The following is a 20,707-nucleotide window of genomic DNA, read 5'->3' as shown; positions in this document are numbered from 1 at the left end:
TCACTCCTGGTCCACTCGGGGATCTACAACATCAATGGGTGACCGTCCTGCTAACTGCTGACGAATCCATTCCGGAGTGATACCAAGAAATGCCAGGACCTCTCTGACATCACCGTTGAGAACGATCATCTGATCGACGCTTAACGCACATCGACCGCGCATACCCGGAAACGCGTGGTGTGCGCGGTACCAATGCCGCGTACAGCTGGGCAGGCTGTAGATAGGCTCATCCGAGGTGCTCATCGGCAGCATCAGGTCAGCCAGCAGGCCTCTCGCTCGAGGGCTCAAGTCATTGATGGCTGGGTTGGAGTTATCCTTCATACCTCACCCTCCTCATGTCGCTGAACCCTACGTAGGCGTGCCAGCACGTTCTTCTCGGCACGCGCGTCGCTGGGTGAAAAGCCGGTGAATACGGGCGGGCAGCCCGGCTTGATGAAACGAACGTGACCGCCACGTGTGCGCTCGACGTGCCAGCCGTGAGTCACGGCGTAACGCACCACACGCTTCAATGCGCGGGTCGAGCAGCGGATCGGGAGTGCGTCAGGCATGAGGCACCTCCCCGATGAATTGATCGGTGTGATCAAGCTGCTGACGAAACAGATCCAGTTGGCCTTCAAGCGACCGGATCAGTCGCTCTCGTTCACCTCGAAGCAGTCGACATTCGCGGTTGAGCCGCGCAAGTTCGTCGCGTTTTTCAGCGAGGCGAGTTTCGAGATGCAGTAGTTCCTGGGCTGCACTGTTCATGAACGCCCCTCCTGTACCTGTTTCCACGCCAAAGACTCGAACCGGGTGCTCGAGCCCACGAACGTCAGGTGCACCGTGCCGGTGGGACCGTTGCGCTGCTTGCCGATGATCAGCTCAGCCAGTCCCTTGTTGTCGGGGTTATCGGTGTTGTAGACCTCATCGCGGTAGACGAACCCGATGACGTCGGCGTCCTGCTCGATCGCGCCGGAGTCGCGCAGATCGGCCATTGAGGGCCGCTTGTTGGGGCGATTTTCGAGTGTCCGGTTGAGTTGCGAGAGCGCCACCACCGGGCAGTTGAGATCCTTGGCGGTGGCTTTGAGAATCCGCGAGATCGTGGATATCTCGTTGTTGCGGTTCTCACAGCCCGGCTCCTCGAGCAGCTGCAGGTAGTCGATGAGGATGAGTGCCGGCTTGCCATGGCGGCGCATCAGCCGACGGGCACGAGACTTGAGTGAGGTTGCGGAGAGCCCACTGGAGTCGTCCACGAACAGGCGCTCTTCGAACCCGAGTATGCGGTTCGTGGCTGAGGTCAGCTTCTCCCAGCCGCCATCGTCGAGCTGCCCTGAGCGCAACTTGCTCAGATCCAGTCGCCCCATGCTTGCCATCAAGCGCAGCATCAGCTGCTCCTCGGGCATCTCGAGCGAGAAGACAAAGATCGGGGCGGTGGCTAACTCAGTGCGGCCCGCCGTGGCAACCAATGCATTCTCGACGAGGTTCATCCCCAAGGTCGTCTTGCCCATCGACGGGCGGCCGGCGAGGACGATCAGATCGGAGTCCTGCCAGCCGCAGGTGAGCGCGTCGAGATCCTGGTAGCCGGTCGGCGTGCCAGTAATGCCGTCTTTGGCGTTGAAGGCGCGATCAATGGTATCGATCGCTGCCGTCAGTGCGGGACGTATGCCGGTTTCCTTGCCCTGCCGATTTTCGGCCAGCTCGAATAGTTGACGCTCGGTGGCTTCGATCAACGCCTGACTGAGCTGCTGCCCATCCAGCGCCCGCTGACTGAGATCGCGCCCCATGTTGGCCAGTTGCCGGCGACGCTGATGCTCGCGAACAATGCCGGCATAGGCGACCACATTGGTTGCCGACGGTGTGTGACGGGCCAGCTCGGCCAGGTAGGACAAGCCGCCGCAGGTCTCGAGATTTCCATCGCGCTCCAGAACTTCGGAGAGCGTCACCACATCCAGCGGCTTTTCGTCATGGGATAGCGCTTCCATCGCCTTGAAAATCAGCCGGTGCGGGTACTGATAAAACGCGCCGGTATCGACGATTTCGCAGATGTCATCCCACTTGGTGTTATCGAGCATCAACGCACCCAGCGTGGACTGCTCGGCCTCGATGCTATGCGGTGGCAGAAGCCCCATGGCCTCGGCTTCGGCGGATGCCGGGGATGCGGCTTCAATGGACATGACCCACCCCCGATTTTCCGGTGCCGGATTTACCGCTCGGAGCATTGGTGCCCACCGCGCGGATGGCATCGGCCCACTCGGGATAGAGATCGATGGCCACGGCCTTGAGCTGGTCGGCACAGGCCGGTGCCTTGCGGCTGTATGGCTTGCGCGGCTCGACCCGGTGGACGGGCAAGCCCTGCAACGCTGCCGAACGATAGGCGGAGAGATTGACCAGTGGCGTCTCGAGCACACTAATCCCGTGATCTTCGACCTCGGCATACATGGTGCGAATACTGTCGGCGATGTCGCGGGCATCGCGCAGCTGGTCGGTCATCTTGTTGAGCAGGATGGAGACCGGCGGCACCTCAAAACGGGTATAACGTGCCAACTCGCGCAGTTCGTTGAGCATGCCCTGGGTGCCACGCACGAATTCGCGGGCGGTGAGCAGTTCGGGAACGATGGGTGAGATCAGCCGATCGGCAGCCATAACGGCCATCTCGAGAATCACCGATCGCGCACCCTGGGTATCGATCAGGATGGCGTCATAGCGATCGGCGAAGCGATCGAGGAGGTCAATCAGCCGGAAACGACCATTCGGGGCGTTGAGCAACAGCTGCTGCAACTGGTTCCGATAATCGTTGGAGACAATGATGTCGAGATGGGGGATAGCGGTCTGCGAGATGATTTGGTCGAGGTCGACCAGTTCTGTCGCGAGCAGCTCGTACACCCCACCAGGGGCAGGCTGGGACAGCTCATAGTAGGAAGAGAGGGTTGGCTGGGAGTCGAGGTCGATGAGCAGGACCCGTAGACCGGCGTCTGCCAGGAGACCGCCCAGATTGGCCGTCGTGGTGGTTTTCCCGACGCCACCCTTGGAGCAAACCGTTGCTGAAACACGCATGACTGCACCTCATCCGTCAGTGATTGGAATGAGTGCAGAGGCGGTATTACATAGCAGGATGTCTTTCTAAGCGTTCAGCTGGCTCCCTGAGCAGGACTCGAACCTGCGACCCAGCGATTAACAGTCGCTTGCTCTACCAACTGAGCTATCAGGGATCGATTTGCGGGCTTATCGATGCAGTGACAGCGATGGCTCCCCGAACAGGACTCGAACCTGTGACCCAATGATTAACAGTCATTTGCTCTACCAACTGAGCTATCGGGGATCGATGCGGCAGTGTCGTCATACGGTGTCGGCGATGGCTCCCCGAACAGGACTCGAACCTGTGACCCAATGATTAACAGTCATTTGCTCTACCAACTGAGCTATCGGGGATCGTCGTTCACCGCTGGCTGATCTGGATGTTGTTGGCTCCCCGAACAGGACTCGAACCTGTGACCCAATGATTAACAGTCATTTGCTCTACCAACTGAGCTATCGGGGACCATCCTTCAGCACGCGGCGTAGTATACGCGCTGAGTCTTTTGCGTCAAGGCCGATACGCAGGAATCTTCAAAAGAATGGAAACGAATTATCCAGCGCAATCAATACGCTGCGGAGTCAAAAAAGTAGTCCAGGGCAAATCTTCTTATCGAATGACCAGCACTGTTCGCAAAGCGAGGAGCGTATTCACCGAGCCACGGGCGGCTACGTTGACAAACAGCCTGCGATCCGCATAGCGTCTATTTATTATAATAAATACCCAGCTTGTCTGCGGCCTGCCACAAGAGCTCACGGCCAGCAAGCACATGAACAACAATAGCGATAAAGGAGATCCCCATGACGGCAAGAGACGCGACAACCCGAAAGCCGTGGTATCAACGCATTCCCCATCCTGCCATTTTGATCTTCTGCCTGCTCTGCGTCGTCTGGGTGTTGACGCTGATCATTCCAGCAGGAACTTATGATCGCCAGGAGGTGAATGGCCGAAGCGCCGTCGTTCCAGGAACGTTCCACCTGATAGATCAATCGGCGCCGTCAGTACTGGAAATCTTCCATGCGATCCCCCTTGGCATGATCGGCGCTGCCAGCATTATCGTTATCGTATTCATCGGCGGCGGCCTGTTCCGGGTCATGGAAGCAACCGGTGCACTGGAAAACCTGGTCGGCACACTGGTGAAACGCCTGGGTGCTGAGCGCCCTTCCATCCTGATCTGGCTGATGACGTTCGTCTTTGGGGCCTTGGGGATCGCAGTCGGATACGAGAACAATATCGCCTTGATACCGCTTGCGGTCCTGCTGGGGCTCGCCATGGGTGGTGACAGGCTGGTCGGAACGGCGATCGCACTCGGTGGTGTCGGGATAGGCTTTGCCACCTCGCCTATCAATGTCTATACCGTTGGCGTCTCCGACCAGATCGCACAATTGCCGATGTTCTCGGGTGCCGGGCTGAGGAGCGTGCTATGCCTCGGCGCCCTGGCACTATTGGCACATCACACCAGCCGCTACATGAAACGCCTGCGCGCAGATGCCAGTGCCTCGCTGCTCGAGCGTGACGAGCACGACGCCTCTCTCGATAAGCCGATCGACGACTATCGACTGTCGGCGTCGGATCTTCGGGTCATTGGCACCTTCGTGGTCGGCCTCGCCATCATGCTCTACGGGGTCTTCGCCCACGGGTGGTATATCAACGAAATTTCCGGCGTATTCGTGGCCATGACCATCGCCATTGGTGCCATGGCCAAGCTTTCGCCTGCCGACATCAATCGATACTTCTTCGAGGGCACGGCATCGGTGACAACCGGCGCACTTTTGGTGGGCCTGGCCCGGGCGCTGCAGGTCCTGCTCGAACAGGGCAGCATCGGCGATACCATCGTCCACGGCCTGGCAGAACCGCTGGCCAATCTGCCGGTACTGGCATCAACGCTCGCCATGACCCTGGTGCATTCGGTCATCAATGTTTTCATTCCCTCGGGCAGCGGCCAGGCCATGGCCACCATGCCGATCATGATTCCTCTGTCCGACTTGATCGGGATGACCCGGCAAACCGCGATTCTGGCGTTCCAGGTCGGTGATGGCCTGACCAATATGGTGGTACCGACCTCCGGTGGAACATTGGCCATGTTGGCCATTGCCCGCGTGCCATATGACCGCTGGGTGCGCTTCTTCTTCCCATTGCTGGTCAAGGTCTTCCTGCTCAGTTGGCTGATTCTGGCATTTGCGGTGGCGATCGGCTGGGGGCCGGCGTGAGCCGTAAACGTTCGGACCAGATCGCCGACGGGCTACGCGAACGGATTCTCTCCGGCGAGCTGCCGCCCGGCGCCAGGCTGGAAAGCGAATCCGCCCTGAGCGCTCGCCTTTCGACCAGCAAGTGGACACTGCGCGAGGCATTGAAGTCGCTCGAGACCCAAGGCCTGGTCCGAGTCAAAAGCGGCCCGGGCGGTGGTGCCAGTGTCACCGAAGTGAGCGCCGCCACCGCCAACGAGTTGCTGTGGAATTTCTGCTTCAGCCGTGACCTGTCGGTGCCGGACATCTACGCGCTGCGCAAGCTGCTGGAACCGGCTCTGGCACGCGAGGTGACACCACTGCTCGACGCGGCCGCTCTGGAGCGCTTAAGCGCCACCGCCGGGCGTTGCTGCAGTGACCGGCGCGATGGACGTGGCGTATCGGAACGAAAAGATGAGTTGAACTTCCACAACCTGCTCGCCGCAGCGTCGCCTAACCCGTTGCTTCGCTTTCTGGTCGAATTCCTGAATGGGTTGCTGCTCAAGGTGGTTGCCGCACAGCATCTCGATCCAGCTCTGACTGGGGTCGATATCAATTATCACGGTCATGACTATCATCTGGAACTGATCGAAGCCTTCCGTGAATGCGATGCCGAGCGGGCCGGCCGCTTGATGTTCGACCACATGGAGGCCGCCGAACGCTACATGGCCGAACTGACGGCGCTGGCCGGACGTAACCGCTCGCCCGGCGACAACGACAGCGGAACTCATGACAACGAGACAAATGACAACGAGGATTCATGATGTCCATGACGCCCCATAACGCCGCCGATATGCTCGCCAAACTGGTCGGCTTCGATACCGTATCGCGACACTCCAATCTTGCACTGATCGAATTCATCGAAGCGCATCTCGCCGAATACGGCGTCGAGAGCTGGCGTGTCGAGAACGATGACGGCAGCAAATCGAACCTGATCGCCAGGATCGGGCCGGCGGTCGAAGGTGGGGTGGCGCTCTCCGGCCATACCGATGTAGTGCCGGTCGACGGCCAGCCCTGGACCACCGATCCATTCACGCTGACCGCCCATGACGACAAGCTCTATGGACGCGGCAGCTGCGACATGAAGGGCTTCATCGCCTGCGCACTGGCACAGGTGCCGCACTGGGTCGAGCAAAAGCTCAAGAAACCGATCTGGCTGGCATTCTCCTATGACGAAGAGATCGGCTGCCTGGGCGCCCCACGCATGATCGAGCGCCTGGCTGGCGAGCTTCCCCGCCCGGCGGTCGTGGTGGTCGGCGAGCCGACATTGATGCAGCCGGTGACCCAGCAGAAAGGGATTACCTCGCTGAAAACGGTCGTGCATGGCGTCGAGTCTCACTCGAGCCAGGTGGACCAGGGTATTTCGGCGATCCATGTTGCCGCACGACTGGTGACACGGATCGAGGAAATCATGACGGAACTCGTACGCGAAGGTCGAACCAACTCGGCCTTCAATGTGGCCCATTCAAGCCTTCATGTGGGACGCATCCATGGCGGCACCGCAATCAACATCATGGCCCGCGAGTGTGCTTTCGAGTGGGAAATCCGGCACCTTCCCGAAGAGGGCTTCGAGGCAGTCTTTGAGCGCTTCATGACTTACAGCCGACGATTGGAAAGCAAGCTCAAGGCCCGCGACCCCCGCTTTGCCATCGAAACCACGCCCCTGACCCATACCGTGCCGGGGCTCGCCGGCAGCGACAACCGAACGGCCATTGCGCTGTGCGCGCAGCTTCTGGGAGAGCGCGAAGCGGAAGCGGTCGCTTATGCCACCGAAGCCGGTCAGTTTCAGCGGGCAGGACTCGAGGCCATCATCTGCGGACCGGGAAGCATCGCCCAAGCCCATCAGCCGGATGAATTCATCAGCGAAGATCAGCTCGAGCAAGGTGCCGAGTTCATGCGCCGACTCGGCCAGCTACTGGAAGCCTGAGGCAGCCTGAGACAGAGGAACGCAGAACGAAAAATCTGGAATGGCGCTTCTCGACATGCAGTCGACAAGACGGTCTTGGCGCAAGCCAGGAAAGCGAGTCAGGGAAGGCAGGTGGTGGCTACGCCCTGATTCGAACAGGGGACCCCATCATTATGAGTGATGTGCTCTAACCAGCTGAGCTACGTAGCCAACGATGTCACTTGCATACTGCAGACGTTGCCGAGTGACAACGGGGGCGGACTATACCTGCGAGCTCGCCGAAGGACAAGCCCGCAGTGAAAATCGAGGCGAATTTCTGCGTCACCTCTCCTTTCGCGCCGCCCCCGGCGTCGTCAGATATCCAGCGCCTGCTTGACTGCCGGCAAGCCCGGTTCGCCGTCGGCCGTCTTCACGCCTTCGAGCCATCCATCCAGCGTTTCGGGATGGGCCTTGAGCCAGGCGCGAGCGGCGTCTTTCTCGTCTTCGCCGTCATCCATGATGCTGCCCATCACCTCGTTCTCCATATCCAGCGTGAAGCTCAGATTCTGGAGGAACTGGCCAACGTTGCCGCACTCGTCGATGTAGCCGGCACGGGTATTGGTGTAGACGGTTGCCCCACCGTAATCCGGGCCGAAGTAATCGTCCGCGCCGGACAGGTAGCCGATATCGAAGTTGGTATTCATCGGATGCGGTGCCCAGCCCAGGAATACCATCCAGTCCTTGCTCTGGGTGCGCGCCTTGACCTCGGCCAGCATGCCGGCTTCGCTGGAGTCGACCAGCTCCCAGTCGCCCAGACCGAAGGCATCGTCATCGATCATCTGCTGGATGATCATGTTGCCGTCGTTGCCCGCCTCGATGCCGAACAGTTTGTGGCCGAACTGGTCCGCATGCTCGTCCAGGTCGGCGACCGAAGTCACGCCAGCGTCGATGATGTATTGCGGCACGGCCAGGGTGTACTTGGCCCCTTCGAGATTCGGGCGGGGGCGATCGACCTGACCTTTCTCGATGTAAGGGTCGCTGATCGATTTCATCGACGGCATCCAGTTGCCCAGGAAGACGTCGAAGTCGCCGTTCTTCATGCCCGCGTAGGCCACCGGCACGGAGACGGTATCGGAAGTCGCTTCGTAGCCGAGCCCTTCGAGCACGACGCTGGCCAGCGCGGTGGTGGCCTGAATGTCGGTCCAGCCCACCTCGGCGAAACGGACGCTCTGGCAGCTTTCGGGTTCCTGCGCCTGTGCCTGAGCCTGAGCCGCCGGTATTGCCGCCAGGCTGGCGCCGGCCAGGGTCCAGAGAATGGTCGAGTATTTCATGCTTCAACTCCCTGATCGTCTTGTAGGTTATCGTCAATAATCACTGCTTATCGAATGCCGAATTATTCATTCGATAGCACAATACAGTAGTTTTTATTGATTGACCGTTCAATAAAAAATTCCCATAATGATGGCTCGCTGGGGATAAAAGCGAAGTTAATGAAAGCGGAATGGATGGGCGCTAGGTTGTTCAGCGCCATGCTCGAACCGTCTTCGGACGCCGCCTGAAGCGGGCGACTCGCAGATTCTGATCCCCTCAGCCCCGATTCAGGAGGAGCGCCGTGCCGAAACTGGGTATGCAGCCCATTCGTCGCCGACAATTGATTCAGGCAACGCTGGAAGCGATCGACGAGGTAGGGCTGGCCGACGCCACGATTGCGCGCATCGCCAAGCGCGCGGGCGTCTCTACCGGCATCATCAGCCACTACTTCGCCGGCAAGGACGGATTGCTGGAAGCGACCATGCGTCACGTTCTCAACGACCTGGGCACGGCGGTACTGGAGCGCCGCACGGCGCTGGGCAATGCGCCGCCGGAAGCCCACCTGCGCGCCATCATCGATGGCAACTTCGATCGCAGCCAGACCAGCCAATCGGTCATGAAGACCTGGCTGGCATTCTGGGCCAGCAGCATGCACCACCGCCCGCTTCAGCGGCTGCAGCGCGTCAACGATCGCCGGCTCTATTCCAACCTGAGCTGTCAGTTCCGGCGCGTGCTGCCCAAACAGGAAGCGAGAGATGCCGCCCGAGGCCTGGCGGCGCTGATTGACGGCCTGTGGCTGCGTGGCGCCCTGGCTCCGGAAGGGCTCAACGTGGAGCGCGCCCGCCGACTGGCCTACGACTACGTTCGAGTGCAGCTCGACGCCGCGAGGAACACCCGGACGCGCGCCAACGACTACGCTTGAAGCGGCGTCCCTCAGCAACGCTATTTCATTCGCCATCCGAAGGGAGAGTCATCATGGCACGACTCGAAACGCAGACACTTTACATCGACGGTCGCCACACGCCGGCCAGTGGCAACGAAACCTTCGACGCCGTCAATCCGGCGAATGGCGAGATCATTGCCAGCGTCCAGCAGGCAACGGCGGCCGATGTCGACAAGGCGATCGACAGCGCCCAGCGTGCCCAACGCCAGTGGGCGGCGATGACCGGGATGGAGCGGGCGCGAATCCTGCACAAGGCAGTCGCCCTGCTGCGTGAACGCAACGACGAACTCGCCGAGCTCGAAACGCTGAACACCGGCAAGCCGATCAGCGAGACGGCCAGCGTCGACATCGTGACCGGGGCGGACGCACTGGAGTACTTCGCCGGGCTGGCGCCGACCATCGAGGGAACTCAGATCCCGCTGCGCGAGGACTCGTTCGTCTATACCCGCCGCGAGCCGCTGGGTGTCATCGGCGCCATCGGCGCGTGGAACTACCCGATCCAGATCGCATGCTGGAAAGCCGCCCCGGCCCTGGCCGCAGGCAACGCGGTAGTGTTCAAACCGAGCGAAGTCACGCCGTTGACCGCGATGAAACTGGCGGAAATCTTTACCGAAGCCGGCCTGCCGGACGGCTTGTTCAACGTCGTTCACGGCGACGGTAGCGTCGGCGCCATGCTCACCGAGCATCCGGGCCTGGCCAAGATCACCTTCACCGGCGAAGTGGGCACCGGCAAGAAGGTCATGTCCGCCGCGGCCAGTTCCACGCTGAAGCAAGTCACCATGGAACTCGGCGGCAAGTCGCCGCTGATCGTCTTCGACGATGCCGATCTCGATCGTGCCGCCGACGGCGCCATGATGGCCAACTTCTACTCCAGCGGCCAGGTCTGCACCAACGGCACCCGCGTGTTCGTTCACAGCTCGGTCAAGGAAGCGTTCGAAGCCAAGATCGTCGAGCGCGTCAATCGCATCAAGGCCGGCGACCCGCTGAATCCGGAAACCAACTTCGGCCCGCTGGTCAGCTTCGAGCACCTGGAAAAGGTTTCCGGCTACCTGGAGACCGCCAGGCAGGACGGCGCCCGCCTGCTGGTAGGCGGTAACCGCATGACCGATGGCGATTTCGCCGGCGGCGCCTGGGTCGCCCCGACCGTTTATACCGACTGCCAGGACGAGATGCGCATCGTCCGCGAGGAGATCTTCGGGCCGATCATGGCGATCCTGTCCTTCGACGACGAGGAAGAGGTGATCCGCCGCGCCAACGATACCGAATACGGCCTGGCCGCCGGCCTGTTCACCGAAGGGCTCAACCGTGCTCACCGGGTCATCCATCGGATCGAAGCCGGCATCTGCTGGATCAACACCTGGGGCGACTCCCCCGCCGAAATGCCGGTGGGCGGCTACAAGCAGTCCGGCATCGGCCGAGAGAACGGCATCGAGACACTGGCGCACTATACCCAGACCAAATCCGTACAGATCGAGATGGGGCCGTTCGCCTCGGTTTTCTGACCGATAACGGGCTGCGCTCGATCATACGGCGTTGTCTCCCGGCTCGGGCTGCTCACTTAGCACCCAGTAAGTTCCGCGCCCTTGCCGGGAGACGCCTTGTCTGATCGTCGCTCGCGCTGTCCTCGGGCGGCGCATTCGACCGCCTCGGACCGCTTGGTCTCTTCGCTCTTGTCTCTCCCCCTCTTCTCTCTTGAAGGAGCGTGTGTATGCAACAGGCTCAGGAATTCGATTACATCATTATCGGTGCCGGTTCGGCGGGTAACGTGCTCGCCACCCGCCTGACCGAGGATCCGGCGGTCAGCGTGCTGCTGCTGGAAGCCGGCGGGCCGGATTATCGCGCCGACTTCCGCACCCAGATGCCGGCAGCGCTGGCGTACCCGCTGCAGGGCAAGCGCTACAACTGGGCGTTCGAGACCGACCCGGAACCGCACATGGACAACCGTCGCATGGAGTGCGGGCGCGGCAAGGGGCTGGGCGGCTCCTCGTTGATCAATGGCATGTGCTATATCCGCGGCAACGCGCTGGATCTGGACAACTGGGCCAAGCAGCCCGGTCTTGAGGACTGGACCTATCGCGACTGCCTGCCCTACTACCGCAAGGCGGAAACCCGCGATATCGGCCCCAACGACTACCACGGCGGCGACGGCCCTCTGAGCGTGGCGACGCCCAAGGCCGGCAACAATCCGCTGTATCAGGCGTTCATCGAGGCTGGCGTGCAGGCGGGCTATCCGCGTACCGACGACCTCAACGGCTATCAGCAGGAAGGCTTTGGCCCCATGGATCGGTCGACGACGCCCAACGGCCGGCGCTCTTCGACCGCCCGCGGCTACCTGGATATCGCCAAGCGGCGCGAGAACCTGACTATCGTCACCCACGCCACGACCGATCGAATCCTGTTCGAGGATCAGCGCGCCATCGGCGTCAACTACCTGCACGACCATCTCAACAACAGCCAGCCCCGCCAGGCGCTGGCGCGTCGCGAAGTGCTGCTGTGCGGCGGCGCGATCGCCTCGCCGCAGATTCTGCAGCGCTCGGGTGTGGGCAATCCGGCGCTGCTGGAGAAGCTGGGCATTCCGGTTGTGCACCCGCTCAAGGGCGTCGGCGAGAATCTGCAGGATCACCTGGAGATGTACATCCAGTACGAGTGCAAGGAGCCGGTATCGCTCTATCCGGCGCTCAAGTGGTACAACCAGCCGAAGATCGGCGCGGAATGGATGTTTCTGGGCAAGGGTGTCGGCGCCAGCAACCAGTTCGAGGCCGGCGGCTTCATCCGCACCGACGACAGCGAGGAGTGGCCCAATCTTCAGTACCATTTCCTGCCGATCGCGATCAGCTACAACGGCAAGAGCGCGGTCCAGGCGCACGGTTTCCAGGCCCACGTCGGCTCGATGCGCTCCGAAAGCCGCGGTCGCGTCCAACTGCGGGACAGAAATCCGCGCAGCGCACCCAGCATCCTGTTCAACTACATGTCTACCCAGCGCGACTGGGAAGAGTTTCGCGCCGCGATCCGCCTGACCCGGGAGATCATCGCCCAGCCGGCGATGGATGCCTATCGCGGCCGGGAGATTTCGCCAGGGCCGGACGTGCAGTCCGACGAGCAGCTCGACGCTTTCGTGCGCGAGCACGCCGAGACCGCCTACCACCCCTGTGGCACCTGCCGCATGGGCACCGGCGACGATGCGGTGGTCGACCATGAAGGCCGTGTCCACGGCATCGAAAGCCTGCGCGTCATCGACGCCTCGATCATGCCCCAGATCGTGACCGGCAACCTCAATGCCACCACCATCATGATCGCCGAGAAGCTCGCCGACCGGGTGCGGGGTCGCGAGCCGCTGCCACGCTCCGACGCTCCCTACTACGTGGCCAACGGCGCCCCGGCCCGCCAGACCCCGGCCAAAAGCGCCTGACGAATCACGGGGCGCCGACGCGCCCCTGATCGATGTCCGCTCGCTCCGTGGCGTACTCCTGTCCGACCGCCATTGCCGCGCTGAGATGCCCTTCCCGCGCTTTCTGCCTGCCCCGCACTGCCTGGGCCGGGCATCGTCTCAGCGCCATTCGGGGCGGTTGCGCTTCGAAAACGGCTGATGCAACGTTCACATTCTTGGTCGCGAAGATGATTTTATTCGCGAAGATGATTTCGTCCGTGAAGATGATTTTGCCCGCGGAGATGATTTGCGCGCTAATTGCGCATTGTTCGAACAGTGTTCCGTTACACTGGGTTCGTCTTTACGCTAGCCCCGCCTCTATCGTGAGTTCGTCATAAAGCCAGTACAAGGACCGTTGCCCGTTATGCCCTCTTCCTCTTCGTCGCCTCAGAATCGTCGACCGCTACGCTGGCTGTGGCTGCTGTTACTGGTGATCATCGTGGCCGTCGTTGCCTATTACATGTTCGGCCGAGGCGAAGACTCGCAAGCACCCGATGGCAACGCCGGGCAAGCCGGTGGGCGCGGCGCAATGACGACCGCCATTTCCGCGGTGGCCGCCAGCCGGGGCGATCTGCCGATCGAGCTGACCGCGCTGGGCACGGTACGCCCGTTGCAGAGCGTCGCCGTGCGACCCCGCGTCGAAGGCGAGCTGCTGTCGGTGAATTTCGAGGAAGGCGAGACGGTCCAGAAAGGGCAGCAGCTTGCGCAGGTCGACCCGCGCGATTATCAGGCGCAACTGGATCAGGCCAAAGGCCAGCTCGCCCAGGATCAGGCCCAGCTAGCCTCCGCCCGCGAAGACTTGGCTCGCTACGAGAAGCTGATCGATTCCAACTATGTCTCGCAGCAGGAACTGGAACAGCAGCGTCAACTGGTGCGTCAGTACGAAGGCACCGTCGCCAGCGATCAGGCCAGCGTCCAGAGCGCCCAGGTCCAGCTCGACTACACAGACATCGTCGCGCCGATTACCGGCGTGGTGGGGATTCGCAACGTCGATCCCGGCAATATCATCCAGCTTGGCGACGACGAGCCCATCGTCACCATCACCCAGCTCGACCCGATCTCGGTGATCTTCTCGCTGCCCAGCCGTTATGTCGACACGGTCCGTGGGCGCCTGGCCGCTGGCGATCATCCGGCGGTGAGCGTGACCGGCACCGATGGCGAAACCTACTCGGGCCAGTTGAGCAGCATCGACAGCAACATCAACAGCGCCACCGGCACGATTCGGCTGCGCGCCACCTTCGACAATCCGGTCGGCGGTCTCTATCCCAACGCCTACGTCGATGTCAGCCTGGTGTCGCAGATCCTGCGCGATCAGGTCATCGTGCCAGAACCGGCGGTACAGACCGGCCAGGACGGCAACTACGTCTACGTGGTCAAGGATGACGACACCGTCACCCGCCGCGCGGTGACGCTGGTCGCCACCCAGAACTCGCAAAGCGCCCTTTCCTCCGGCGTCGAGGCCGGCGAGCACGTGGTCGTGGACGGCGTCGACAGCCTGCGGGAAGGCGCCAGGGTACGGGTGGTCAGCGATGCCCTGCCGGGAGAATCGAGCGACGAGGTTGCGGACCCGGCCAGCAGCGACGTAGCGAAACAGGCCGGCGGTGACGGCAGCGCGTCATGAATCCGTCTCGCCTCTTCATCCTGCGCCCGGTCGCCACGTCGCTGGTGATGCTGGCGATCCTGATCGCGGGCGCCCTCTCCTATCGGCTGCTGACGATTTCGTCGCTGCCGGAGGTGGAATTCCCGACGATCCAGGTCACCACGCTCTACCCCGGCGCCGGCCCGGACGTGATGCTCTCCCACGTCACCTCGCCACTGGAGGACGAGCTCGGCGAAATCTCGGGGCTGGAGGACATGAGTTCGACCAGTACCGGCGGCGCCTCGCTGATCACGCTGCGGTTCTCGCTCGATTCCGACCTGGGCGTCGCCGAGCAGGAGGTGCAGGCAGCGTTGAGCCAGGCCGAGACGCTGCTGCCGGACGACCTGCCCCGCCCGCCCAGCTACAGCAAGGTCAACCCGGCGGACACGCCGATCATGACGCTGGCCGTCAGCTCGGACACCCTGCCGCTGACCCAGGTCTACGATCTGATCGACACGCGCATGGCGCAGAAGATCGCCCAGATCAGCGGCGTGGGCCAGGTCAAGCTGGCCGGCGGCCACCAGCCGGCCGTGCGGATTACCGTCGACTCCCGCCAGCTGGCCGCCTACGGGCTCGACCTTGCGGCGGTGCGCAGCGCCGTCGATGCCGCCAACGTCAACCAGGCCAAGGGCACGCTGTACGGCCCCTACCGCGCCTACAGCATCGACGCCAACGACCAGTTGCTGTCGGCGAGCGGTTATCGCGACCTGATTCTCAAGACCGACGACGGATCGGTGCTGCGCCTGTCTGACGTGGCCACCGTCGAGGATGGCGCCGAGAACGCCTATCTCTCGGCCTGGGCCAACCGCGAAGGCGCAATTCTCATCGATGTGCTGCGTCAGCCCGGCGCCAACGTGGTGGGTGTCGCCGACGCCATCAAGCAGAGCCTGCCGGCCCTGGAAAACACGCTGCCGGCCAGTGTCGAGGTCAAGGTGCTCACCGACCGCACCACGACCATTCGCGCCGCGGTGGAAGACGTGCAGTTCGAGCTGATCCTCGCCATCGGGCTGGTAGTGATGGTGACCTTCCTATTCCTGCGCAACATTCCGGCCACGCTGATTCCCAGTCTGGCCGTACCGCTGTCGCTGGTCGGCACCTTCGGCGCGATGTACCTGGCCGAGTTCAGCCTCAACAACCTGACGCTGATGGCGCTGACCATCGCCACCGGCTTCGTCATCGACGACGCCATCGTGGTGCTGGAAAACATCACCCGCTACATCGAGAAAGGCGAGAAACCGCTGGCGGCCGCGCTCAAGGGCTCCCGGCAGATCGCCTTCACCATCGTCTCGCTGACGATCTCGCTGCTCGCCGTGCTGATCCCGCTGGTGTTCATGAGCGGCGTGGTCGGCGTACTGTTCCGGGAATTCGCACTGACCCTGGCAATCTCGATCCTGATCTCCGCCTTCGTGTCGCTGACGCTGACGCCGATGCTTTGCGCGCGTTGGCTGAAACATCGACCCGACGCCGCCGACCGCGGCGAGGAAGAGAACGACGACGAGGCCATGGTGCGCAACCGCCAGGGGCTGTTCGGTCGCGTGACGCGCGGCTACGAGCACGCGCTGGACTGGATCCTGCGCCACCAGACGCTGACGCTGCTGGTCGCGGTCGCCACCCTGGGCGTGACCGCCCTGCTGTTCGTCGCCACACCCAAGGGGCTGTTTCCGGTGCAGGACACCGGCGTCATTCGCGGCGTCACTACCGCCACGCAATCGACCTCGTTCGAGGCGATGTCGGCCCGCCAGCAGCAACTGGTCGACCGCCTGCTCGAGGACCCGGCCGTCGAAAGCCTCTCTTCCAGCGTGGGTATCGACGGCACCAACACCACGCTCAATGGCGGGCGCCTCTCGATCAATCTCAAGCCGCTGGACGAGCGCGACGACCTGGATAGCGTGTTGGCAAGGCTGCGCAGCGAAAGCCACGATATCCCCGGCCTGTCGCTCGCCCTGCAGCCGGTGCAGGATCTGACGCTGGAAGACACCATCAGCCGCTACCCGTATCAGTTCGCGCTGACCCAGGGCGACCGCGAGGTGCTCAACGATGATGCCGCCAAACTGCTCGCGGCGCTGGAGAAGTCGCCGGCCATCGCCAACGTCAGCAGCGATGTCCAGAACGCCGGGCGCAAGCTCGAGGTCACCATCGATCGCGCTCGTGCCGGCCAGCTCGGCATCAGCGTCGCCGATATCGACGACGCGCTCTACGACGCCTTCGGCCAGCGCCTGATCTCGACCATCTTCACCCAGGCCAGCCAGTATCGCGTCGTGCTCGCCGCCAACGCGACCGACAGCGACGGCCCGCAGGCGCTGTCTCGCCTCTACGTCGCCAACGACGACGATGAGCTGGTGCCGCTGTCGACGCTGGTCACGCTGACCGAACGCACCACGCCGCTGTCGCTGCAACGCCAGAACCAGTTCCCCTCGGCATTGATGTCGTTCGCCGTCGCCGACGGCTACTCGCTGTCGGACGCCTTCGAGGCGGTCGACCAGGCGGCGACCGAGACGCTGAGCGACCAGACCTCGCTGGACTATCGCGGCTCGGCGCTGGCCTATACCCAGTCCACCAGCGATACCCTTTGGCTGATCCTGGCCGCCATCGTTACCATGTACATCGTGCTGGGGATTCTCTACGAGAGCTATATCCACCCGCTGACGATCCTGTCGACGCTGCCCTCGGCCGCCATCGGCGCCCTGCTGGCGCTCCAGATCAGCGGCTACTCGCTGGGGCTGGTGGCGATCATCGGCATCATTCTGCTGATCGGCATCGTCAAGAAGAACGCCATCATGATGATCGACTTTGCCCTGGAGGCGCAGCGCGAGCGCGGCATGTCGGCGGAGAAGGCGATTCACACCGCCGCGCTGCTGCGTTTCCGGCCGATCATGATGACCACCTGCGCCGCACTGCTCGGTGCGTTGCCGCTGATGTTCGCCAGCGGCTACGGCGCCGAGCTTCGTCAGCCGCTGGGCATCACCATGGTCGGCGGGCTGTTGTTCAGCCAGTTGCTGACACTGTTCACCACGCCGGTGATCTACCTGTTCTTCGATCGTCTCGCCTCGCGCTGGCGACACGATGACGACGCCGAGCGTGACGAAACCGCGATCGGGGCCACATCGTGAGTCTGTCATCGCCCTTCGTTCGCCGACCGGTCGCGACCATTCTGCTGGCGCTGGCCGTGGTGCTGCTGGGGTCGCTCGCCTACGAGCGCCTTCCGGTGGCCCCGCTGCCCAATGTGTCGTTCCCGACCATTCTGGTCTCGGCGAGCCTGAGCGGGGCCAATCCGGAAACCATGGCCTCGACGGTAGCGACACCGCTGGAACGCTCGCTGGGCCGAATCCCCGGGATTACCCAGATGACCTCGTCGAGTTCGGACGGCTCCACCAGCGTGGTCATCCAGTTCGATCTCGACAAGGACATCAACGTGGCGGCGCAGGAGGTCCAGGCCGCGATCAACGATGCCCAGCCGCTGCTGCCCAGCGCCATGACCAGCCGCCCCCAGTATCGCAAGCTGAACCCGGCCTCGGCGCCGGTGATGATCCTCTCGCTGACCTCGGACGCCCTGCCCACCAGCGAGCTCTATCGTCTCGCCGACAGCAAGATCGCGCCGCCCATCGCCCAGGTGCCGGGGGTCGGCGACGTCAATGTCGGTGGCAGCTCCTCCCCCGCGGTCAGAGTGTCGATCGACCCGCGCAAGCTCAATCATGCCGGCATCACGCTCGATGCAGTGGCCGGCGCGCTGCGGGCGGCGACGACCCAGTCCCCCACCGGCTTCGTGCAGACCGTCGAACACCGCTGGGAAGTGCAGACCGATTCCCAGTTGCTGAAAGCGAGCGACTACAGCCAGATCGTGATCGCCCGCGACGACGGCTCGCAGATGCGCCTGGGCGACGTGGCTACCATCACCGATGGTGTCGAGGATCGCTACAACGTCGGCTTCCAGAACGATCTGCCCGCCGTGCTGCTGGTGATCAGCAGCGCCAGCGGGGCCAACATCATCGACACCATCGCCGGCGTCAGGGAGCGACTCGACGAGATCCGCAGTCTGCTGCCGCAGAACATCAATCTCAGCGTGCAGCTCGACCGCGCGCCGGGCATCCAGGCATCGCTGCATGAAACCCAGCTGACGCTGCTGCTGGCGGTGATCCTGGTCGTGCTGGTGGTATTCGTGTTCCTTCGCAACGCTCGCGCCACCATCATTCCCAGCGTCGCGATTCCGGTGTCGCTGGTCGGCACCTTCGCCATGATGTGGGCGTTCGGCTTCTCGCTCGATACGCTGTCGCTGATGGCACTGATCGTGTCGATCGGCTTTCTGGTCGACGACGCCATCGTCGTGGTCGAGAACATTGCGCGGCATATCGAGCAGGGGGTGAAGCCCTTCCAGGCCGCGCTGCTGGGTGCCCGGGAGGTCGGCTTCACGGTGACCGCGATGAGCGTCTCGCTGGTGGCGGTGTTCATTCCGCTGCTGCTGCTCGGCGGCTTCATCGGCCGGATGTTCCACGAGTTCGCGGTGACCTTGTCGCTGGCCATCGGCGTCTCGCTGCTGGTGTCGCTGACGCTGACGCCGATGCTCTGTGCGCGCTGGCTCAAGCCGCATCCCGAACGTCAGCGCCAGCCCAGGTGGGAACGGGCCTTGACCGCGATCGGCAATGCGTTCGTGCGCGGCTACGCCAGGTCGCTGGACATTGCGCTGAAGCATCGCCGGCTGACGCTGCTCTCGCTGGTTGCCGTGATCGTTCTCAACGGCTACCTGTATACCGCCGTCGACAAGGGGTTCATTCCCGATCAGGATACCGGCCGCCTGCTCGGCACCATGCGCGGCGACCAGGCGCTGTCATTCGAGGCCGTCTCGGACAAGCTCGGCCAGGTTCGCGAGCGGCTGCAGGCTGACCCAGCAGTGGAGAGCGTGCTGGGTTTCATGGGTAGCGGCGGCCCGGGCCGGGGCGGCTCCTCGGCGACGCTGTTCATCACCCTGAAAGCCGACCGCCAGGGCTCGACGCAGGCCATCGGCAATCGCCTGATGGCGAGCCTGCAGGGCCTGACCGGGGTCAGCACCTTCATGTTTCCGCTGCAGGACATCCGCGTTGGCGGCCGTTCCAGCAGCGCTTCCCAGTACGAGATCACGCTCAAGAGCGACGACCTCGATCTGCTCGGCGACTGGGCCGGCAAGGTCCAGCAGGCGATGCAGCAGGTCGACGGCATCACCGGCATCGACAGCGACAACCGTGGCGAGGGCTTGGCCGCCAAGCTGGTCGTCGACCGGGAGACCGCCTCGCGTCTCGGCGTCGACATGCGCACCATCGATACCGCGCTGGGCAACGCCTTCGCCCAGAGCAAGGTGGTGAGCCTCTACGACGCCGACGAACAGCGCTACGTGGTGATGGAGGTGGCTGCGCCCTATCGTCAGGCACCGGACGCGATCGGCGATCTCTACGTCAGCGGCAGCGATGGCGAGATGATCCCGATTTCGGCGTTCAGCCACGTCGAGCGCAGCACCACGCCGGTCAGCGTCAACCATCAGGGCCAGTTCGCCGCCTCGACGATCTCGTTCAATCTGGAGGACGGCGTTGCGCTGGGCGACGCCACGGCGCGTATTCGTCAGGCCGTCGACGCGCTCCACCTGCCTACCGACGTGCAGATCGATTTCGAGGGCAGTGCCGGCGCAGCCCAAAGCGGTATCGAGGCGATGCCGTGGCTGATTCTGGCCGCACTGGTCACCGTCTATCTGGTGCTGGGGATTCTCTACGAGAGCTACATCCACCCGCTGACGATCCTGTCGACGCTGCCCTCCGCCGGGGTGGGCGCGCTGCTGGCACTGATGGCGCTGGATACGCCCTTCACCCTGATCGCGCTGATCGGCATTATCCTGTTGATCGGTGTGGTCAAGAAGAACGCGATCATGCTGGTCGACTTCGCGGTCGTCTGCGAGCGCGATCAGGGCATGACGCCGCAGGACGCGATTCGCCACGCCGCGCTGGTGCGTTTCCGGCCGATCATGATGACCACGCTGGCCGCGCTGCTCGGCGCCTTGCCGCTGCTGCTCGGCACCGACGAGAACGCCGGCCTGCGGGCACCACTGGGTATCACCATCATCGGCGGGCTGATCGTCAGCCAGATCCTCACGCTCTATACCACGCCGGTGGTCTATCTCTATCTCGACCGGCTCCATCGTCGGCTGCGACCCCGGCACATAGAGTCGACACAGACCCGCGAAGCGTGAGCGCTCGTAGCTCGTAGCTC

15 protein-coding genes and 5 tRNA genes are annotated in these 20,707 nt (G+C 62.9%); 10 read left to right on the top strand and 10 right to left on the bottom strand.

The window, feature by feature from the left end:
* Positions 1-321 (bottom strand): hypothetical protein, encoded by a 321-nt coding sequence (locus DOM32_RS11540; RefSeq protein WP_110634626.1) that lies wholly within the window; start codon positions 319-321, stop codon positions 1-3.
* Positions 318-548 carry a type II toxin-antitoxin system HicA family toxin gene (locus tag DOM32_RS11535; protein WP_110634623.1) on the bottom strand — a complete coding sequence of 77 codons (231 nt, stop codon included), beginning with the start codon at positions 546-548 and terminating at the stop codon, positions 318-320. Before DOM32_RS11535 ends, DOM32_RS11540 begins: the two co-directional genes overlap by 4 nt.
* On the opposite strand from DOM32_RS11535, the gene DOM32_RS17790 reads away from it, so the two are divergent.
* A complete protein-coding gene (locus DOM32_RS17790) occupies positions 547-723 on the top strand; it encodes a hypothetical protein (RefSeq protein WP_157957073.1) in 177 nt (58 codons plus the stop codon). The two genes, DOM32_RS11535 and DOM32_RS17790, sit on opposite strands and share 2 nt — an antisense overlap.
* A gap of 17 nt (positions 724-740) precedes the next feature.
* Here DOM32_RS17790 and dnaB read toward each other — a convergent pair whose 3' ends face one another.
* From dnaB to DOM32_RS11505, 6 genes are all read right to left on the bottom strand, one after another.
* A complete protein-coding gene (gene dnaB, locus DOM32_RS11530) occupies positions 741-2,150 on the bottom strand; it encodes a replicative DNA helicase (protein WP_110634620.1) in 1,410 nt (469 codons plus the stop codon).
* Positions 2,140-3,030 carry a ParA family protein gene (locus tag DOM32_RS11525; RefSeq protein ID WP_110634617.1) on the bottom strand — a complete coding sequence of 297 codons (891 nt, stop codon included), beginning with the start codon at positions 3,028-3,030 and terminating at the stop codon, positions 2,140-2,142. The genes dnaB and DOM32_RS11525 overlap by 11 nt, the downstream gene beginning before the upstream one ends.
* A 79-nt stretch (positions 3,031-3,109) precedes the next feature.
* Positions 3,110-3,185, bottom strand: a tRNA-Asn gene (locus tag DOM32_RS11520).
* A 34-nt stretch (positions 3,186-3,219) separates the two neighbouring features.
* Positions 3,220-3,295, bottom strand: a tRNA-Asn gene (locus tag DOM32_RS11515).
* Between the two features lie 34 nt (positions 3,296-3,329).
* Positions 3,330-3,405, bottom strand: a tRNA-Asn gene (locus DOM32_RS11510).
* A 33-nt stretch (positions 3,406-3,438) separates the two neighbouring features.
* A tRNA-Asn gene (locus DOM32_RS11505) sits at positions 3,439-3,514 on the bottom strand.
* A gap of 335 nt (positions 3,515-3,849) precedes the next feature.
* On the opposite strand from DOM32_RS11505, the gene DOM32_RS11500 reads away from it, so the two are divergent.
* From DOM32_RS11500 to argE, 3 genes are read left to right on the top strand one after another with little or no spacing between them, the layout of a single operon-like run.
* Positions 3,850-5,259 (top strand): YfcC family protein, encoded by a 1,410-nt coding sequence (locus DOM32_RS11500; protein ID WP_110634614.1) that lies wholly within the window; start codon positions 3,850-3,852, stop codon positions 5,257-5,259.
* A complete protein-coding gene (locus DOM32_RS11495; protein ID WP_087721003.1) occupies positions 5,256-6,038 on the top strand; it encodes a FadR/GntR family transcriptional regulator in 783 nt (260 codons plus the stop codon). The genes DOM32_RS11500 and DOM32_RS11495 overlap by 4 nt, the downstream gene beginning before the upstream one ends.
* Positions 6,038-7,201, top strand: a complete 1,164-nt coding sequence (gene argE / locus DOM32_RS11490) for an acetylornithine deacetylase (protein ID WP_373419442.1) — start codon at positions 6,038-6,040, stop codon at positions 7,199-7,201. The genes DOM32_RS11495 and argE overlap by 1 nt, the downstream gene beginning before the upstream one ends.
* Before the next feature lie 112 nt (positions 7,202-7,313).
* Here argE and DOM32_RS11485 read toward each other — a convergent pair.
* Together DOM32_RS11485 and DOM32_RS11480 are read right to left on the bottom strand one after the other, a co-directional pair.
* Positions 7,314-7,390 (bottom strand) — tRNA-Met (locus DOM32_RS11485).
* Positions 7,391-7,533: 143 nt separating this feature from the next.
* Positions 7,534-8,490 carry a choline ABC transporter substrate-binding protein gene (locus DOM32_RS11480; protein WP_110634611.1) on the bottom strand — a complete coding sequence of 319 codons (957 nt, stop codon included), beginning with the start codon at positions 8,488-8,490 and terminating at the stop codon, positions 7,534-7,536.
* Positions 8,491-8,771: 281 nt separating this feature from the next.
* On the opposite strand from DOM32_RS11480, the gene betI reads away from it, so the two are divergent.
* The 6 genes from betI to DOM32_RS11450 all read left to right on the top strand — a co-directional run bounded on the left by betI (position 8,772) and on the right by DOM32_RS11450 (position 20,687).
* A complete protein-coding gene (gene betI / locus DOM32_RS11475; protein ID WP_110634608.1) occupies positions 8,772-9,392 on the top strand; it encodes a transcriptional regulator BetI in 621 nt (206 codons plus the stop codon).
* A 53-nt stretch (positions 9,393-9,445) separates the two neighbouring features.
* Entirely contained in the window at positions 9,446-10,915 is a 1,470-nt protein-coding gene (gene betB, locus DOM32_RS11470) for a betaine-aldehyde dehydrogenase (RefSeq protein WP_110634605.1), read from the top strand.
* A 206-nt stretch (positions 10,916-11,121) separates the two neighbouring features.
* Complete coding sequence (gene betA, locus DOM32_RS11465; protein WP_110634600.1) at positions 11,122-12,822, top strand: choline dehydrogenase; 1,701 nt, start codon at positions 11,122-11,124, stop codon at positions 12,820-12,822.
* 382 nt (positions 12,823-13,204) lie between these two features.
* The gene (locus DOM32_RS11460; protein WP_110634597.1) at positions 13,205-14,461 is read left to right on the top strand and encodes an efflux RND transporter periplasmic adaptor subunit; all 1,257 of its coding nucleotides are present in this window, start codon (positions 13,205-13,207) and stop codon (positions 14,459-14,461) included.
* A complete protein-coding gene (locus DOM32_RS11455) occupies positions 14,458-17,589 on the top strand; it encodes a multidrug efflux RND transporter permease subunit (protein ID WP_110634595.1) in 3,132 nt (1,043 codons plus the stop codon). Before DOM32_RS11460 ends, DOM32_RS11455 begins: the two co-directional genes overlap by 4 nt.
* The gene (locus tag DOM32_RS11450) at positions 17,586-20,687 is read left to right on the top strand and encodes an efflux RND transporter permease subunit (protein ID WP_110634592.1); all 3,102 of its coding nucleotides are present in this window, start codon (positions 17,586-17,588) and stop codon (positions 20,685-20,687) included. Before DOM32_RS11455 ends, DOM32_RS11450 begins: the two co-directional genes overlap by 4 nt.
* Positions 20,688-20,707 lie beyond the last annotated feature (20 nt).

This window comes from Salinicola salarius (assembly GCF_003206135.1).
In the GTDB taxonomy this organism is placed as follows: Bacteria; Pseudomonadota; Gammaproteobacteria; order Pseudomonadales; family Halomonadaceae; genus Salinicola; species Salinicola salarius.
Note: the sequence above shows the minus strand (reverse complement) of the source record. Positions and strands in the feature narration are given on the sequence as shown.

Bases quoted from the DNA above. Each gene is read 5' to 3' on its own strand.
- DOM32_RS11480 (WP_110634611.1), bottom strand. From the start codon at position 8,490: ATGAAATACTCGACCATTCTCTGGACCCTGGCCGGCGCCAGCCTGGCG.
- betB (WP_110634605.1), top strand. From the start codon at position 9,446: ATGGCACGACTCGAAACGCAGACACTTTACATCGACGGTCGCCACACG.
- DOM32_RS11540 (WP_110634626.1), bottom strand. From the start codon at position 321: ATGAAGGATAACTCCAACCCAGCCATCAATGACTTGAGCCCTCGAGCG.
- DOM32_RS11535 (WP_110634623.1), bottom strand. From the start codon at position 548: ATGCCTGACGCACTCCCGATCCGCTGCTCGACCCGCGCATTGAAGCGT.
- DOM32_RS11455 (WP_110634595.1), top strand. From the start codon at position 14,458: ATGAATCCGTCTCGCCTCTTCATCCTGCGCCCGGTCGCCACGTCGCTG.
- dnaB (WP_110634620.1), bottom strand. From the start codon at position 2,150: ATGTCCATTGAAGCCGCATCCCCGGCATCCGCCGAAGCCGAGGCCATG.
- argE (WP_373419442.1), top strand. From the start codon at position 6,038: ATGTCCATGACGCCCCATAACGCCGCCGATATGCTCGCCAAACTGGTC.
- DOM32_RS11500 (WP_110634614.1), top strand. From the start codon at position 3,850: ATGACGGCAAGAGACGCGACAACCCGAAAGCCGTGGTATCAACGCATT.
- DOM32_RS11525 (WP_110634617.1), bottom strand. From the start codon at position 3,030: ATGCGTGTTTCAGCAACGGTTTGCTCCAAGGGTGGCGTCGGGAAAACC.
- DOM32_RS17790 (WP_157957073.1), top strand. From the start codon at position 547: ATGAGGCACCTCCCCGATGAATTGATCGGTGTGATCAAGCTGCTGACG.
- DOM32_RS11460 (WP_110634597.1), top strand. From the start codon at position 13,205: ATGCCCTCTTCCTCTTCGTCGCCTCAGAATCGTCGACCGCTACGCTGG.
- betA (WP_110634600.1), top strand. From the start codon at position 11,122: ATGCAACAGGCTCAGGAATTCGATTACATCATTATCGGTGCCGGTTCG.